Here is a 15,470-nt window from a genome sequence, read left to right as displayed (position 1 = left end):
GCTCAACGCAAAAAAAATGTGGGAGCTGGCTTGCCAGCTCCCACATTTTTTTATCTTTAGTGTGGCTTAGAGTTCGCCGAGGCCATCGATCAGCGCCTGGTTCTGCTCCGGCGTACCGATGCTGATCCGCAGGAACTGGGCAATCCGCTCCTGCTTGAAGTGCCGCACGATCACGCCTTGCTCACGCAGCTTTGCGGCCAAACCCGCGGCGTCGTGCCGTGGGTGACGGGCAAAGATGAAGTTGGCCGCTGAAGGCAACACTTCAAAGCCCTTGCCTTGCAACTGCGCGACCACCGTGTTGCGGCTGTCGATCACCCGCTTGCACGTTTTCTCGAAGTACTCACGGTCCTCAAAAGCCGCCGCCGCGCCGACAATCGCCAGGCGATCCAGCGGGTAGGAGTTGAAGCTGTTCTTGACCCGCTCCAGCGCCTCGATCAGGTCCGGGTGGCCCACGGCCAGGCCTACACGCAAACCGGCCAGTGAGCGCGATTTGGACAGAGTCTGGGTCACCAGCAGGTTCGGGTAGCGATCCACCAGGCTGATGGCGGTTTCGCCGCCGAAGTCGATATAGGCTTCATCGACCACCACCACCGAATCCGGGCTGGCCTTGAGGATCTGCTCCACTGCATCCAGCGCCAGCACGCAGCCGGTCGGCGCGTTCGGGTTGGGGAAGATGATTCCGCCATTGGGCTTGGCGTAGTCGGCCACGCGGATCTGGAATTGCTCGTCCAGCGGCACCGGGGCGGACTTGATGCCATACAGGCCGCAGTACACCGGGTAGAAGCTGTAGCTGATGTCCGGGAACAGCAGCGGCAAGTCGTGCTGGAACAGGCCGTGGAAGATGTGCGCCAGCACTTCGTCGGAACCGTTGCCGAGGAACACTTTGCCGGCGTCAACGCCGTAGTACTTGGCCACGGCCTGCTTGAGCAGGTCGCTGTTGGGGTCGGGGTACAAACGCAGGTTGTCGTTCAACTCGGCCTGCATCGCCGCCAGCGCCTTGGGCGATGGGCCGTAGGGGTTTTCATTGGTGTTGAGCTTGACCAGTTTGGTCAGCTTCGGTTGTTCGCCGGGTACGTAAGGCACGAGGTCCTTGACGAAGGGGCTCCAGAATTTGCTCATGCCTCATTTCCCCTCTTCAAGGATGCGATATTCGGCGCTACGCGCGTGAGCGCTCAGCGATTCACCACGGGCCAGCACCGAGGCAGTCTTGCCCAGTTCGGAGGCGCCTTGTGGCGAGCAGAAGATAATCGACGAGCGCTTCTGGAAGTCATACACCCCCAGCGGCGACGAGAACCGCGCGGTGCCGGACGTCGGCAGCACGTGGTTGGGGCCGGCGCAGTAGTCGCCCAGGGCTTCGCTGGTGTGACGGCCCATGAAGATCGCACCGGCGTGGCGGATCAACGGCAGCCAGGCCTGTGGGTCGGCTACGGACAACTCCAAGTGCTCTGGCGCAATGCGGTTGGCCACTTCGATGGCCTGTTCCATGTCACGCACCAGAATCAGCGCACCACGGCCATTGATCGACTTCTCGATGATCTCGGCGCGCTCCATGGTCGGCAGCAGTTTGTTGATGCTGGCGGCGACTTTGTCGAGGAACTCGGCGTCCGGGCTGACCAGAATCGCCTGGGCGTCTTCGTCGTGCTCGGCCTGGGAAAACAGGTCCATGGCGATCCAGTCCGGGTCGGTCTGGCCATCACACACCACGAGAATTTCCGAAGGGCCGGCGATCATGTCGATACCGACCTGGCCAAACACGTGGCGCTTGGCGGTGGCGACATAGATGTTGCCGGGGCCAACCACCTTGTCGACCTTCGGCACGCTTTCGGTGCCGTAGGCCAGGGCTGCAACAGCTTGCGCACCACCAATGGTGAACACGCGGTCGACACCGGCGATGCAGGCAGCGGCCAGCACCAGCTCGTTGATTTCACCACGCGGGGTCGGCACCACCATGACCACTTCGGTCACGCCCGCCACTTTGGCCGGAATCGCGTTCATCAGTACCGATGACGGATACGAGGCCTTGCCGCCGGGCACGTACAGACCGGCGCGGTCCAGCGGCGTGACTTTTTGGCCCAGCACGGTGCCGTCGGCTTCGGTGTAGCTCCAGGAATCCTGTTTCTGTTTTTCGTGGTAGCTGCGCACCCGCGCCGCCGCCACTTCCAGGGCTTCGCGCTGGGGTGCAGTGATGCGTGTCAGCGCCAGCTCCAAGCGTTCACGGGGCAGGATCAGGTCGGCCATGGACTTCACGTCCAGGCCATCGAACTGACGGGTGAAATCCACCAGCGCCGCATCACCGCGCTCGCGCACGGCCTTGATGATGTCGAGCACTCGCTGGTTGACCGAGTCGTCAGACACGCTTTCCCAGCTCAGCAGATGATCCAGATGATGGGCGAAATCCGGGTCGGCAGCGTTGAGTCGGGCAATTGCAGTGGACGTGGTCATAGCGAGGGCCTCAATAGAATTGGCAAAAACTCAGGCGCCCTAAACTAGCAGTCATTTCCGCTTGGGCACCTGAGAATTCTGGCTATGAGGCGGATAGACGGGCGCGGCCTAAGGCCGCGCGGGTGAGTCAACCGCGGTGTCGAGACTCCACTGCCTTGCGCAGGGTGTCGATCAACGCCTGGATACGGGCATGTTGCATCTTCATCGAAGCTTTGTTGACGATCAGGCGGGAGCTGATGTCGGCAATGAAGTCCTGGGGTTCGAGGCCGTTGGCGCGCAGGGTGTTGCCGGTGTCGACCACGTCGATGATTTTGTCGGCCAGGCCGATCAGCGGCGCCAGCTCCATCGAGCCGTAGAGCTTGATAATGTCGACCTGACGGCCTTGCTCGGCGTAGTAGCGCTTGGCGACGTTGACGAACTTGGTGGCCACGCGCAGGCGGCCTTTAGGCTCAACGTCACCGACACGGCCGGCGGTCATCAGCTTGCACAGGGCAATACGCAGGTCCAACGGCTCGTACAGGCCCTGGCCACCGTACTCCATCAACACGTCTTTACCGGCAACACCGAGGTCGGCGGCGCCATGCTCAACGTAGGTCGGCACGTCGGTAGCCCGCACGATCAGCAGGCGCACATCGTCCTGGGTCGTGGGGATGATCAGCTTGCGGCTCTTGTCCGGATTCTCGGTTGGCACGATGCCCGCTTCAGCCAGAAGCGGCAAAGTGTCGTCAAGGATGCGGCCCTTGGACAGTGCGATGGTCAACATGGGAAACGTCAGTCCTTCATCAGGCTATTGCTGTCCGGTCGCAAACGGCGCCAGACACAGATCGAGGCCATTACAGCCTCGATTTGAAACAAATTCAGCTAACAGCAAACACAGACCTGTGGCGAGGGAGCTTGCTCCCGTTGGGTCGCGAAGCGGCCCCCAAGAACGGGACTGCTGCGCAGTCCAGCGGGAGCAAGCTCCCTCGCCACAGGTGACGGTGTTTACAGTTCCAGGAGCTAGCCCGGTACGCGGCGGATTTTAGCGCCGAGCATCTGCAGCTTTTCTTCGATGCACTCGTAACCACGGTCGATGTGGTAGATGCGGTCGATCAAGGTGTCGCCGTCGGCGCACAACGCCGAAATCACCAGGCTGGCCGAGGCACGCAGGTCGGTCGCCATCACTGGCGCGCCCTTGAGCTTGTCGATGCCGGTAACGATGGCGGTGTTGCCTTCGACCTGGATCTTGGCGCCCATGCGGTGCAGTTCATACACGTGCATGAAGCGGTTTTCGAAGATGGTCTCGATCACGGCGCCTGTGCCTTCGGCAATCGCGTTCAAGGAAATGAACTGCGCCTGCATGTCGGTCGGGAACGCCGGGTAAGGAGCCGTACGCACGTTTACGGCTTTTGGCCGCTTGCCGTGCATGTTCAGCTCGATCCAGTCCTCACCGGTAGTGATTTCAGCACCGGCTTCCTTGAGTTTTTCCAGCACGGCTTCCAGGATGGTCGGATCGGTGTCCTTGACCTTGACGCGGCCACCGGTAACGGCAGCGGCAACCAGGTAGGTGCCGGTCTCGATACGGTCCGGCATCACTTTGTAGGTGGCCGAGTGCAGACGCTTCACACCGTCGATAGTGATGGTGTCGGTGCCGGCGCCGGTGATGTTGGCACCCATGGCGATCAGGAAGTTGGCCAGGTCGACTACTTCAGGCTCGCGCGCTGCGTTTTGCAGCACACTGCGACCGTTCGCCAGGGCGGCAGCCATCATGATGTTCTCGGTACCGGTAACGCTGACGGTATCAAAGAAGAAGTTGGCACCGCGCAAACCGCCTTCCGGCGCCTTGGCCTTGATGTAGCCGCCTTCGACGTCGATGACCGCGCCCATGGCTTCAAGGCCACGGATGTGCAGGTCGACAGGACGCGAACCAATCGCGCAACCGCCAGGCAGTGCTACTTCAGCTTCGCCAAAACGGGCAACCATCGGGCCCAGCACCAGGATCGAGGCACGCATGGTTTTCACCAGTTCGTACGGCGCGATCAGGGTCTTGATGGTGCGCGGGTCGATTTCGACAGACAGCTTCTCGTCGATCACCGGCTCAATACCCATGCGACCGAACAGCTCGATCATGGTGGTAATGTCGTGCAGGTGCGGCAGGTTGGCCACAGTTACCGGGCCATCGCACAGCAGGGTCGCTGCCAGGATCGGCAAGGCGGAGTTTTTTGCACCGGAAATGCGGATCTCGCCATCGAGGCGGGCACCACCGGTAATAATCAATTTATCCATAAGAATCTCGACGCCTTGGGGGCTCAGGTACGCTCGGCCCAGGCCGCGCGGCTGAAAAATTTCATAGTAACCGCGTGGATGCTGCCATCGGTGATCCACGGGTTCAAATGGGCATAGATCTGCTGTTGACGCTTGACCGGGCTCAATTTCGCCAGTTCATCGCTAATCACGTTCAGCTGGAAATTGCAGCCTTCGCCTTCAACTTCTACGATCGTTTCCGGCAGCTTTCCTTCAAGGAAGCTTTTAACTTCTAGGGCCTGCATGCTCAACCTCTATCGGCGCCCAGTGCGCACGGGTCGCACATCATACAAAAAAGCCCCGCGCCTGCGAACCCCGCATAGCAGGACTCTGACGGGGGGCTTCTTTAATAATGTGTATTAAGGATGCGCCAACAGTTCGGTAATACCGGAAACCTGAGCGATTTCACGCATGTCTTCGGGCATTGAGCGGATGCTGACCGGCTTCCTGGCGGCTTGCGCATCACGCATGAAGCACAGCAACAACGACAAGCCGACGCTGCTGGACTTGGTCACCGCCGAGCAATCAAGCACCAACGCAGGTGCGTTACTGCTGTTGATCAGCGCCTGACCCTGCTTGCGCAGGTCAGGCCCGGTGCGGTAATCCAGCACGCCACTGAGGAACAACTCGCCGGCGTCACCCAGACGAACAGCCGACTCGGTCATTGCGCAGGCTTCCCGGCTTGTTTGTCGGTTTCTTCCTTGGCTTTGGCGACTTCACCGGCCCAACCATTGATGGTTTTGTCCAGGTTATTGCCATTACGCTGCATCGCATCAGCGAACTGATCGCGGAACAGCTTGCCGATGTTGATGCCGTTGATGATCACGTTGCGCAGTTTCCACTCGCCGTTGACCTTCTCCAGCGTGTACTGCACAGGGTAGATGGCGCCGTTATTGCCTTTGACGCTCATGTTAACGCTGGTGCGATCACCCGACTCATCCCCGGCTGGGGCGACGGTAATACCTTGGTTGTTGTACTCCAGCAGGGCGTTGCCGTAGAACTGGAACAGGCCCTTCTTGAAGTTTTCCTGGAATGTTTGCATTTGCGCAGGGGTAGCCTTGCGCGAATACTTGACCGTCATGATGCTGCGGGAAATGCCTTCGGCATCGACCACCGGGCCCACAATGGTATTCAGTGCTTCGTAAAACCTGGTCGGGTCTTGCTTGTACTGCTCTTTGTTGGCAGTCAGGTCAGCCAACATCTTGTTGGTGGTGTCCTGCACCAGATCGTGCGCAGAACCGCCGGCAGCGGCATTAGCCATCAGCGGCAGCGCTGCCAGCAGCACCAGCAGGCCACGTCGCAAGGTAGAGATCATGAACAGGTTCCTCATTTGGCGTCTTTATTGACCGTATTGAGCAGGAATTTACCGATCAAGTCTTCAAGCACCAGCGACGACTGTGTGTCGTGGATTGTCGAACCATCCTTGAGCAGGGCTGTTTCCCCACCCACGCTGATGCCGATGTACTTCTCGCCCAGCAGCCCAGCAGTGAGGATAGATGCAGTGGAGTCAGTCGGCAGATTATCTACCTTCTTGTCGACTTGCATGGTCACCCGGCCAGTGAAGCTGTCGCGATCCAGATCGATTGCCGTGACCTTGCCGATGGTTACACCGGCCATGGTCACTTTAGCTCTGACCGTCAAACCAGCAATATTGTCGAAGTACGCGTAAAGCTTATAAGTATCGGCGGTGGGGCTGGCCGAAAGGCCGCTGACTCGCAGGGCGAGCAACAGTAAAGCCAGGATGCCAGCCAGCAAGAAAAGGCCGACACCGATTTCCACAGTGCGGTTTTGCATCAGAAATCTCCAAACATCAAGGCGGTCAAAATGAAGTCAAGGCCCAGTACCGCCAGCGAGGCGTACACAACGGTCTTGGTGGTGGCGCGACTGATCCCTTCTGAAGTGGGCTCACAGTCATAGCCTTGGAATACGGCGATCCAGGTCACTACAAAGGCGAAAACGATGCTTTTGATGATGCCATTGAGCACGTCGCCGCTGAAGGTCACGCTGTTTTGCATGTTGCCCCAGTAGGAGCCGTCATAGACGCCCAACCAGTCAACCGCCACCCACGAACCACCCCAGATGCCCACCACGCTGAAAATCATCGCCAGCAGCGGCAGGGATATGAAGCCGGCCCACAGGCGCGGGGCAACAATATATTTGAGCGGGTCCACGCCGATCATTTCCAGGCTGGACAACTGCTCGGTGGACTTCATGTTGCCGATTTCGGCGGTCAATGCAGAACCCGCACGGCCAGCGAACAGCAAAGCGGTGACCACCGGCCCCAGCTCACGCAGCAGCGTCAGGGCAACCATCTGCCCGACTGCCTGCTCCGAACCGTAGCTGGAGAGGATATTGAACCCCTGCAACGCCAGCACCATACCGATGAATATCCCGGACACCACGATGATGACCAGGGACATCACGCCCACCGAATGCAGCTGTCTCAACAACAGGCCAAAACCGCCGCCAATGCCGCCACGCCCGAGCAGCGCGTGAAACAGAAAAATTGTCGAACGCCCCAGGACCTCGACCAAGTCGATGCCGGAACGGCCGAAAAGGCGAACCTTCTCGAGTAAAGATGTCTTGCGCATCAGCGCTTCCCCAGAAGATCTGAGCGGTAGTCCGCTGCCGGAAAATGAAAAGGCACCGGGCCATCGGGATCGCCGGTCATGAATTGGCGAATGCGCGGGTTATCAGCGTTCATCAGTTCTTCAGGCGTACCCTGCCCCAGCACCTGGCCATCGCCGACCACATAAAGGTAGTCAGCAATGCTCGCGGTTTCGGCCAGGTCGTGGGAAACCACGATGCTGGTGATCCCCAACGCATCGTTGAGCAGGCGGATCAGGCGCACCAGCACGCCCATGGCGATCGGGTCCTGGCCTACGAACGGCTCGTCATACATGAGGATCTGCGGATCGAGAGCAATAGCCCGCGCCAGCGCAACACGACGCTTCATGCCACCGGACAACTCGTCGGGCATCAGGTCGATGGCACCGCGCAAGCCCACGGCTTGCAGTTTGAGCAGCACAATGTCACGAATCATTTCATCGGACAGCTGGGTATGCACCCGCAGCGGAAACGCTACGTTTTCGAAAACGTCGAGGTCGGTAAACAGGGCACCGCTCTGGAACAGCACGCCCATATGCTTGCGCGCATCGAACAGATCGCTGCGCGACAGGGTCGGCAGGTTCTGGCCGTTGACCCACACTTCGCCGGCGCTGGGCCGCAATTGCATGCCCATCAGGCGCAACAAAGTGGTCTTGCCGCAACCGGAAGGCCCCATGATGCCCGTGACTTTGCCGCGGGGAATGCGAATATCGACGTTATTGAAGATGCTGCGCGAACCGCGCTTGAAGGTAAGACCCTTCAGCTCGACCGCGTAGGCGTTATCGGCACTCATCTAATCTCCTTGGGATGCAGCCTTTCACTCAGACACCATGCTTGCGACTTTCGTTTGCAACAGATGCACAAAAGTTAGCGGCATGGGGTGGGCCGACCGAACTGGCGGCGAACTATATCACTGCTGGTACAGAGCCCCCAAGGCCGGAACAGCGCTTGTTCAGATTCGGGACAGGGAAAACACGTGGCTGAGCATAAATCCCAGGCACCTGCAGAATAACTAGCGTGAGGGATTTGATCATTACCGCTATAATCGCCGACTTTTCGTCAGGCTATACGATTTCAGACATGAGCCAATCCAGCGACCTTATTCAATCCGCACAACGCACCATCCGCCTCGAGCTTGAAGCCGTAGAAGGTTTACTGGCCCATATCGACGCAGATTTCGTACGCGCCTGCGAGATGATTCTGGCCAGCACGGGCCGCGTTGTGGTGGTCGGCATGGGCAAATCCGGCCACGTCGGCAACAAGATCGCCGCCACCCTGGCCAGCACCGGGACCACGGCGTTTTTCGTGCACCCGGCCGAAGCCAGCCACGGTGACATGGGCATGATCACCAAGGATGACATTATCCTGGCGCTGTCGAACTCGGGCACCACCAACGAAATCGTGACCTTGCTGCCCTTGATCAAGCGCCTGGGCATCAAGATGATCAGCCTCACCGGCAACCCGGAATCCACGCTGGCCAAGGCTGCCGAAGTCAATTTGAACGTGCACGTGGCCCACGAAGCCTGCCCGCTTAACCTGGCACCGACCTCCTCCACCACCGCCGCCCTGGTCATGGGCGACGCCCTGGCCGTGGCGTTGCTGGAAGCTCGTGGCTTTACCGCTGAAGACTTCGCGTTTTCGCACCCGGGCGGCGCGCTGGGTCGTCGCCTGCTGCTCAAAGTGGAAAACGTCATGCACTCGGGGGATGAGCTGCCCCACGTGCAACGCGGCACCTTGCTCAAAGACGCGCTGATGGAAATGACTCGCAAGGGCCTGGGCATGACCGTAATCCTGGAAGCCGACGGGCGTCTGGCCGGAGTCTTCACCGACGGCGACCTGCGCCGCACCCTGGACCGCACCATCGATATCCACACCGCGACCATTGATGCGGTGATGACGCCCCACGGCAAGACCGCCCGCCCCGAGATGCTTGCAGCCGAAGCGCTGAAGATCATGGAAGACCATAAGATTGGCGCGCTGGTGGTGGTCAATAGTGACGACCGCCCGATCGGCGCCCTGAACATGCACGACTTGCTGCGTGCGGGAGTGATGTAAATGACCAGCGACCTGATGCAACGCGGCAAACACATCAAACTGGCGATTTTCGACGTGGACGGCGTGCTGACCGACGGCCGCCTGTACTTTCTCGAAGATGGCAGCGAATTCAAGACCTTTAACACCCTCGACGGCCAGGGCATCAAAATGTTGATGGCCGCCGGTGTGCAAACGGCAATTATCAGTGGTCGAAAGACACCGGTTGTGGAACGCCGCGCACAAAACCTGGGGATTCCTCACCTGTATCAAGGCCGTGAGGATAAACTGGTGGTTCTGGACGAGCTTCTTGGCCAACTCAACCTAAGCTATGAGCAGGTTGCGTACCTGGGTGATGATCTGCCTGACCTGCCGGTCATTCGCCGAGTGGGCCTGGGCATGGCCGTCGCCAATGCAGCGGCGTTTGTTCGTGAACACGCCCATGGCATTACTGTCGCACGTGGCGGTGAAGGCGCTGCCCGCGAGTTCTGCGAATTGATCCTGCGTGCCCAAGGCAGTCTTGAAGCGGCCCACGCCGCCTACTTATAGAGCGTTTTATGCTGAGCAAAAAGATTCGCAACTTCCTGTTATTCGGGGTCATCGCCGCGCTGTTCCTGGCGGTGGGCTACTGGAATATCAGCCCGGAGCGCTTTCTCGACAAGCCTGTAGCACAGGTTGACGAGGGGCTGATCGACAATTTCGCCACCAATGCCTATACGGTGCAGTTCATGCCTGACGGCAAGGTCCAATACGAGATGACCTCCGATAAGGTGGAGCACGTCAAAGCCTCCGACGTCAGCTTGCTGACCAACCCGGACCTGAACCTGTTCCGCGGCACCGACTTTCCGTGGCACGTCACCAGCAAACGTGGCGAGGTCAATGCGGACGGCACCCAGGTTGAGTTGATCGACTCGGTACGCGTTGCGCGCACCGATGAACACAAGCGTGACACCATCATCACCAGCAGTCGCATGACCGTTTTCCCACAACAGCAATATGCGCAGACCGAGCAAGACGTTAGAATTGACGGCGCTGGCGGTGTATCGACTGGCAAGGGAATGAAAGCGTATTTGAAAGAAAGCAGGATACACCTGCTATCGAACGTAAGAGGACAGTATGAGGCTCGTTAAAACCCTCCCTATTTTGCTCGGTCTGGGCGCAGCACTGGGAAGCGTGAGCGCCTGGGCTCTGCCGAACGATAGCCAGCAACCGATCCATATCTCGGCTGACGATGCGCAGCTGGATGATAAACAAGGCGTCGCGACCTACACCGGTGGCGTGATCATCACCCAGGGCTCGATGAAGATTACCGGCAACACGGTAACGCTGACTCGCACCCCGGCTGGCGACATCGACGTGGTGACTTCGGTGGGCAACCTGGCTTACTTCGAACAGAAGCAGGCGGCTGCCGACCCAGCACCGATGAAAGGCTACGGCAAGACCATCCAGTATCACGCCCAGCAGAACCGCATTATCCTGATTGACCAGGCACGGGTTGTCAGTACTGACGGCAATACCACCGAAGGTGAAAAAATCACCTACGACACCGTCAAGCAGATCGCTACCGCCGGTCGCGCCAATGGCACAAAAATCGGCACACCGAAGCCGCGCATCGACATGGTTATCCAGCCGAAGCAGAAAGACGCTGCCGCCCCTGCGCCAAAACCCGCTGCGAAGAAGACGAACTGATGGCAACCCTGAAAGCCCAGCATCTGGCCAAAGCTTATAAAAGCCGTCAGGTCGTACGCGACGTCAGCCTGTCGATCGACAGCGGCCAGATCGTCGGCTTGCTCGGCCCCAACGGCGCCGGCAAGACCACCTGCTTCTATATGATTGTTGGCCTGGTCCAGGCGGATCAGGGCCGTGTATTGATTGACGACCTGGACGTAAGCCACCAGCCCATGCACGGTCGTGCACGCGCCGGCATCGGCTATCTTCCCCAGGAAGCATCGATCTTCCGCAAACTGTCGGTGTCCGACAACATCATGGCGATCCTCGAGACCCGCAAGGAACTCGACCGTGACGGCCGTCGCAAAGAGCTGGAAAGCCTGTTGCAGGAGTTCCATATCAACCACATCCGCGACAACCTCGGCATGAGCTTGTCCGGTGGCGAGCGTCGCCGTGTGGAAATCGCACGTGCACTGGCTACCGCGCCGAAGTTCATCCTGCTGGACGAACCTTTTGCCGGTGTCGACCCGATCTCGGTTGGCGATATCAAGCAGATCATCCATCACCTCAAGGCCAAGGGCATCGGTGTATTGATCACCGACCACAACGTGCGTGAGACCCTCGATATCTGCGAAACCGCCTATATCGTTAACGATGGGCAACTGATTGCAGAAGGTGACTCCGCCACTATCCTGGCCAATGAACTGGTGAAGGAAGTGTATCTGGGTCACGAGTTCCGCCTGTAAACACGGTGGTATCAGGCCATTGCCCGGGGCGCGTGCAAGTCAATAAAAACCTCAGTTTTTTTATTGTTACCGCGCTCTAGGCAAAGCCCCTGATATCAGGCATATAATTTGCTTATGTTTGGCGCTCACGCGCCCTGTCGTGGATGGCGCATTGCGCCGGCGAATAAGGTGTTAAGCCCCTGCCATGAAACCATCGCTAGTCCTGAGAATGGGCCAGCAGCTGACGATGACACCGCAGCTGCAACAGGCCATCCGCCTGCTCCAATTGTCGACCCTGGACCTGCAACAGGAAATCCAGGAGGCCCTGGAGTCCAATCCGATGCTCGAACGCCAGGAAGAAGGCGACGACTTCGACAATGCAGACCCGCTGGCCGACAACATCGAGCAAAAACCCAACCCCGACGTGCAGGAACCGTCCTATCAGGAAACCGCCCCTACGGTGGACAACCTTGAGGAAGGTGAATGGAACGAACGCATTCCCAACGAGCTTCCCGTGGACACCGCCTGGGAAGACGTCTACCAGACCAGCGCCAGCAGCCTGCCCAGCAATGACGACGACGAGTGGGACTTCACCACTCGCACGTCCGCCGGTGAGAGCCTGCAGAGCCACTTGCTGTGGCAACTGAACCTGGCGCCGATGTCCGATACCGATCGCCTGATCGCCGTAACCCTGATCGACTGCATCAACAATCAGGGCTACCTGGACGAAACGCTCGACGAGATTCTTGAAGCCTTCGACCCGGAACTGGACATCGAACTGGACGAAATCGAAGCCGTCCTGCATCGCATCCAACAGTTCGAGCCTGCCGGCATTGGCGCTCGCACCTTAAGCGAATGCCTGTTGCTGCAACTGCGCCAACTGCCGGCCAAGACCCCGTGGCTCGCCGAAGCCCAGCGCCTGGTCACCGACTACATCGACCTGCTGGGCAGCCGCGACTACAGCCAGTTGATGCGCCGCATGAAGCTCAAGGAAGACGACCTGCGCCAGGTCATCGAGCTGGTACAGAGCCTCAACCCGCGCCCCGGCTCGCAGATCGAGTCCAGCGAAGCCGAATATGTCGTGCCTGACGTGATCGTGCGCAAAGACAACGAACGCTGGCTGGTGGAGTTGAACCAGGAATCGGTGCCTCGCCTGCGGGTCAACCCACAATACGCAGGCTTTGTGCGCCGCGCCGACACCAGTGCCGACAACACCTTCATGCGCAACCAGTTGCAGGAAGCGCGCTGGTTCATCAAGAGCCTGCAAAGCCGTAACGAAACCCTGATGAAAGTGGCCACCCAGATCGTCGAGCACCAGCGCGGCTTCCTGGAATATGGCGATGAGGCGATGAAGCCACTGGTTCTGCACGACATTGCCGAAGCGGTAGGTATGCATGAATCGACGATTTCACGGGTAACCACGCAGAAATTCATGCATACCCCACGGGGTATTTATGAGCTGAAATACTTTTTCTCCAGCCACGTCAGCACCTCCGAAGGCGGTGAATGCTCGTCCACGGCGATCCGCGCGATCATCAAAAAACTGGTTGCGGCGGAAAATCAGAAAAAGCCATTGAGTGACAGTAAGATCGCTGGTTTACTGGAGGCACAAGGCATTCAGGTCGCCCGTCGAACCGTCGCCAAGTACCGCGAGTCCCTCGGGATCGCGCCTTCCAGCGAGCGTAAGCGTTTGATGTGACGGGCGGGCCATAGCGTTCCAGTGGTGGGTATTCCTACCCATCGCTTTATGCACTGGCAACGAAGGAGAAGCTGTATGCAAGTCAACATCAGTGGACACCATGTAGAAGTCACCCCTCCATTGCGCGAATACGTCGAGCAGAAGCTGAAACGGCTTGAGGGTCATTTCGACAAAATCACCAATGTGCAAGTCATCATGAAGGTCGACAAGCTTCAGCAGAAAATTGAGGCGACTCTCCAGATACCCGGTGGCGAAGTAGTCGCCAATGCCGAGCATGAAGACATGTATGCATCAATTGATGCCTTGACTGACAAGCTTGACCGCCAACTTAAAAAGCATAAGGAAAAGCAGCAGAGCCTTCTTCAAGGCACAGGCCGCTAACACTCCCCACCCATGATCCGACTTGAAACTATCCTGACCCCCGGCCGTTCCCTTGTGAACGTGCCGGGCGGCAGCAAAAAGAAAGCCCTCGAACAAATTGCCAACCTGATCGCGCGCGAAGTGCCGGATCTGGAGATGCAGGATGTATTCGACGCGCTGATCGCCCGTGAAAAACTCGGTTCAACCGGTTTTGGCAACGGCATCGCCATTCCTCATTGCCGCCTCAAAGGCTGCGAGACACCCGTCAGCGCCCTGCTCCACCTCGAAGCCCCCATCGATTTCGACGCCATCGACGGCGCCCCGGTTGACCTGCTGTTCGTTCTGCTGGTCCCGCAAGCCGCCACCGATGCGCACCTGGAACTGCTTCGGCAGATAGCCAGCATGCTCGACCGCAAAGAAGTACGCGACAGACTGCGCAGTGCCAGCAGCAACGAGGCGCTTTATCAGGTTGTACTCGATGAGCAAAGCGGGCAGTAACCATGCGTTTGATCATCGTCAGCGGCCGCTCTGGCTCGGGTAAAAGCACCGCCCTCAATGTTCTTGAGGACAACGGTTTCTACTGCATCGACAACCTGCCGGCGGGCCTGCTGCCGGAGTTGGCCGAACGCGCCCTGATCCACACTGAACTGCCGCAGCCACTGGTGGCCGTCTCGATTGACGCCCGCAACCTGCCCAGCCACCTCGAGCGCTTCCCGCAACTGCTCGAGGAAGTACGCGCCAAGCATATTCATTGCGATGTGCTGTACCTGGATGCCGACGAGGAGACGCTGCTCAAGCGTTTCTCCGAAACCCGTCGACGTCACCCTCTCAGCAGCCCGCATCGCTCCCTGGCCGAAGCCATAGAGGATGAGACCACGCTGCTGGGGCCGATCATTGACCTCGCGGATCTCAAGATCAACACCACGGACCTCAACCTGTATCAGTTGCGCGATGCCATCAAGCTGCGCCTGCTGAACCAGCCGGAACCAGGCACGGCCTTTCTGGTTGAGTCGTTCGGGTTCAAGCGCGGGATGCCGGTGGATGCCGACCTGGTGTTCGACGTGCGCTGCCTGCCCAACCCCTACTGGAAGCCGGAGCTGCGTGACCAGTCTGGTTTGGACCAGCCAGTAGCCGAGTACCTGGCTGCGCAACCGGATGTCGAGGAGATGTTCCAGGATATCTCCAGCTACCTGCTCAAATGGTTACCGCGCTTTGCCGCAAGTAATCGGGCTTATGTCACCATTGCCATCGGCTGCACCGGCGGCCACCACCGTTCCGTCTACCTGACCGAACGCCTGGGCCAGGTGCTGCAACAAACCCTCAAGAACGTCCAGGTTCGCCACCGCGACCTTAGCTGAAAGGAACACCCCCGCGATGCCCGCTCTGGAAATTGAAATCATCAACAAGCTGGGCCTGCACGCCCGCGCCTCGGCCAAATTTGTCGGCGTTGCCGGGCAGTTCCCTTGCCAGATCCGCGCCGGGCGCACGCCGGAATCGATGGTCGACGGCAAAAGCATCATGGCCATGATGATGCTGGCTGCGGGCAAGGGCACCAAGATTCACTTGAAGACGGAAGGCGAACAAGAGCAGGAAGCGATGGACGCCCTGGTCAAGTTGATCAACAACTACTTTGACGAGGGTGAGTAAACCCACCC

Annotated in this window: 20 protein-coding genes and 1 pseudogene; 11 read left to right on the top strand and 10 right to left on the bottom strand. The window is 59.0% G+C overall.

Features of this window, described 5'->3' with window-relative positions; all coding sequences use genetic code 11:
- Positions 1-66: 66 nt before the first annotated feature.
- The 3 genes from hisC to hisG all read right to left on the bottom strand — a co-directional run bounded on the left by hisC (position 67) and on the right by hisG (position 3,205).
- Positions 67-1,119 (bottom strand): histidinol-phosphate transaminase, encoded by a 1,053-nt coding sequence (hisC, locus tag GIW48_RS01180; RefSeq protein ID WP_099548395.1) that lies wholly within the window; start codon positions 1,117-1,119, stop codon positions 67-69.
- Between the two features lie 3 nt (positions 1,120-1,122).
- Positions 1,123-2,442: a histidinol dehydrogenase gene (gene hisD / locus GIW48_RS01175; protein ID WP_017138226.1), complete on the bottom strand. Its 1,320-nt coding sequence runs from the start codon at positions 2,440-2,442 to the stop codon at positions 1,123-1,125.
- Between the two features lie 127 nt (positions 2,443-2,569).
- A complete protein-coding gene (gene hisG, locus GIW48_RS01170) occupies positions 2,570-3,205 on the bottom strand; it encodes an ATP phosphoribosyltransferase (RefSeq protein WP_003188599.1) in 636 nt (211 codons plus the stop codon).
- A 116-nt stretch (positions 3,206-3,321) separates the two neighbouring features.
- Here hisG and GIW48_RS29810 point away from each other — a divergent pair.
- A pseudogene (locus tag GIW48_RS29810) lies at positions 3,322-3,417 on the top strand (N-acetyltransferase); the annotation flags it as partial.
- A 24-nt stretch (positions 3,418-3,441) separates the two neighbouring features.
- Here the strand turns inward: GIW48_RS29810 and murA are convergent.
- The 7 genes from murA to GIW48_RS01135 all read right to left on the bottom strand — a co-directional run bounded on the left by murA (position 3,442) and on the right by GIW48_RS01135 (position 8,125).
- Positions 3,442-4,707 (bottom strand): UDP-N-acetylglucosamine 1-carboxyvinyltransferase, encoded by a 1,266-nt coding sequence (murA, locus tag GIW48_RS01165; RefSeq protein WP_017138227.1) that lies wholly within the window; start codon positions 4,705-4,707, stop codon positions 3,442-3,444.
- A 23-nt stretch (positions 4,708-4,730) separates the two neighbouring features.
- Positions 4,731-4,970, bottom strand: a complete 240-nt coding sequence (locus GIW48_RS01160; RefSeq protein WP_017138228.1) for a BolA family protein — start codon at positions 4,968-4,970, stop codon at positions 4,731-4,733.
- Between the two features lie 114 nt (positions 4,971-5,084).
- The gene (locus GIW48_RS01155; protein WP_138453435.1) at positions 5,085-5,390 is read right to left on the bottom strand and encodes an STAS domain-containing protein; all 306 of its coding nucleotides are present in this window, start codon (positions 5,388-5,390) and stop codon (positions 5,085-5,087) included.
- On the bottom strand, positions 5,387-6,040 hold the full coding sequence (locus GIW48_RS01150; protein WP_017138230.1) for an MlaC/ttg2D family ABC transporter substrate-binding protein: 654 nt from the start codon (positions 6,038-6,040) through the stop codon (positions 5,387-5,389). Before GIW48_RS01150 ends, GIW48_RS01155 begins: the two co-directional genes overlap by 4 nt.
- Before the next feature lie 11 nt (positions 6,041-6,051).
- Entirely contained in the window at positions 6,052-6,519 is a 468-nt protein-coding gene (gene mlaD / locus GIW48_RS01145) for an outer membrane lipid asymmetry maintenance protein MlaD (RefSeq protein WP_010170575.1), read from the bottom strand.
- Positions 6,519-7,316 carry a lipid asymmetry maintenance ABC transporter permease subunit MlaE gene (mlaE, locus tag GIW48_RS01140; RefSeq protein ID WP_017138231.1) on the bottom strand — a complete coding sequence of 266 codons (798 nt, stop codon included), beginning with the start codon at positions 7,314-7,316 and terminating at the stop codon, positions 6,519-6,521. Before mlaE ends, mlaD begins: the two co-directional genes overlap by 1 nt.
- Positions 7,316-8,125, bottom strand: a complete 810-nt coding sequence (locus tag GIW48_RS01135) for an ATP-binding cassette domain-containing protein (RefSeq protein ID WP_005784851.1) — start codon at positions 8,123-8,125, stop codon at positions 7,316-7,318. Before GIW48_RS01135 ends, mlaE begins: the two co-directional genes overlap by 1 nt.
- Before the next feature lie 287 nt (positions 8,126-8,412).
- On the opposite strand from GIW48_RS01135, the gene GIW48_RS01130 reads away from it, so the two are divergent.
- From GIW48_RS01130 to GIW48_RS01085, 10 genes are all read left to right on the top strand, one after another.
- Positions 8,413-9,387, top strand: a complete 975-nt coding sequence (locus tag GIW48_RS01130; RefSeq protein ID WP_017138232.1) for a KpsF/GutQ family sugar-phosphate isomerase — start codon at positions 8,413-8,415, stop codon at positions 9,385-9,387.
- Positions 9,388-9,912 (top strand): KdsC family phosphatase, encoded by a 525-nt coding sequence (locus GIW48_RS01125; protein ID WP_017138233.1) that lies wholly within the window; start codon positions 9,388-9,390, stop codon positions 9,910-9,912.
- 8 nt (positions 9,913-9,920) lie between these two features.
- Complete coding sequence (gene lptC, locus GIW48_RS01120) at positions 9,921-10,493, top strand: LPS export ABC transporter periplasmic protein LptC (protein WP_017138234.1); 573 nt, start codon at positions 9,921-9,923, stop codon at positions 10,491-10,493.
- Complete coding sequence (lptA, locus tag GIW48_RS01115; protein ID WP_099548390.1) at positions 10,480-11,052, top strand: lipopolysaccharide transport periplasmic protein LptA; 573 nt, start codon at positions 10,480-10,482, stop codon at positions 11,050-11,052. Before lptC ends, lptA begins: the two co-directional genes overlap by 14 nt.
- Positions 11,052-11,777: an LPS export ABC transporter ATP-binding protein gene (lptB, locus tag GIW48_RS01110; protein WP_016974288.1), complete on the top strand. Its 726-nt coding sequence runs from the start codon at positions 11,052-11,054 to the stop codon at positions 11,775-11,777. Before lptA ends, lptB begins: the two co-directional genes overlap by 1 nt.
- A 184-nt stretch (positions 11,778-11,961) precedes the next feature.
- On the top strand, positions 11,962-13,455 hold the full coding sequence (locus GIW48_RS01105; RefSeq protein WP_017138236.1) for an RNA polymerase factor sigma-54: 1,494 nt from the start codon (positions 11,962-11,964) through the stop codon (positions 13,453-13,455).
- Between the two features lie 75 nt (positions 13,456-13,530).
- The gene (gene hpf / locus GIW48_RS01100) at positions 13,531-13,836 is read left to right on the top strand and encodes a ribosome hibernation-promoting factor, HPF/YfiA family (protein WP_017138237.1); all 306 of its coding nucleotides are present in this window, start codon (positions 13,531-13,533) and stop codon (positions 13,834-13,836) included.
- 12 nt (positions 13,837-13,848) lie between these two features.
- Positions 13,849-14,313, top strand: a complete 465-nt coding sequence (gene ptsN, locus GIW48_RS01095; protein ID WP_017138238.1) for a PTS IIA-like nitrogen regulatory protein PtsN — start codon at positions 13,849-13,851, stop codon at positions 14,311-14,313.
- Positions 14,314-14,315: 2 nt separating this feature from the next.
- Entirely contained in the window at positions 14,316-15,173 is an 858-nt protein-coding gene (rapZ, locus tag GIW48_RS01090; protein ID WP_017138239.1) for an RNase adapter RapZ, read from the top strand.
- A gap of 16 nt (positions 15,174-15,189) precedes the next feature.
- Entirely contained in the window at positions 15,190-15,462 is a 273-nt protein-coding gene (locus GIW48_RS01085) for an HPr family phosphocarrier protein (RefSeq protein ID WP_017138240.1), read from the top strand.
- Positions 15,463-15,470 lie beyond the last annotated feature (8 nt).

The sequence above is a fragment of the Pseudomonas sp. PA-6-3C genome (assembly GCF_021605825.1).
GTDB classification, from domain to species: Bacteria; Pseudomonadota; Gammaproteobacteria; order Pseudomonadales; family Pseudomonadaceae; genus Aquipseudomonas; species Aquipseudomonas edaphica.
This window is presented reverse-complemented; position numbering and strand designations above follow the sequence as displayed.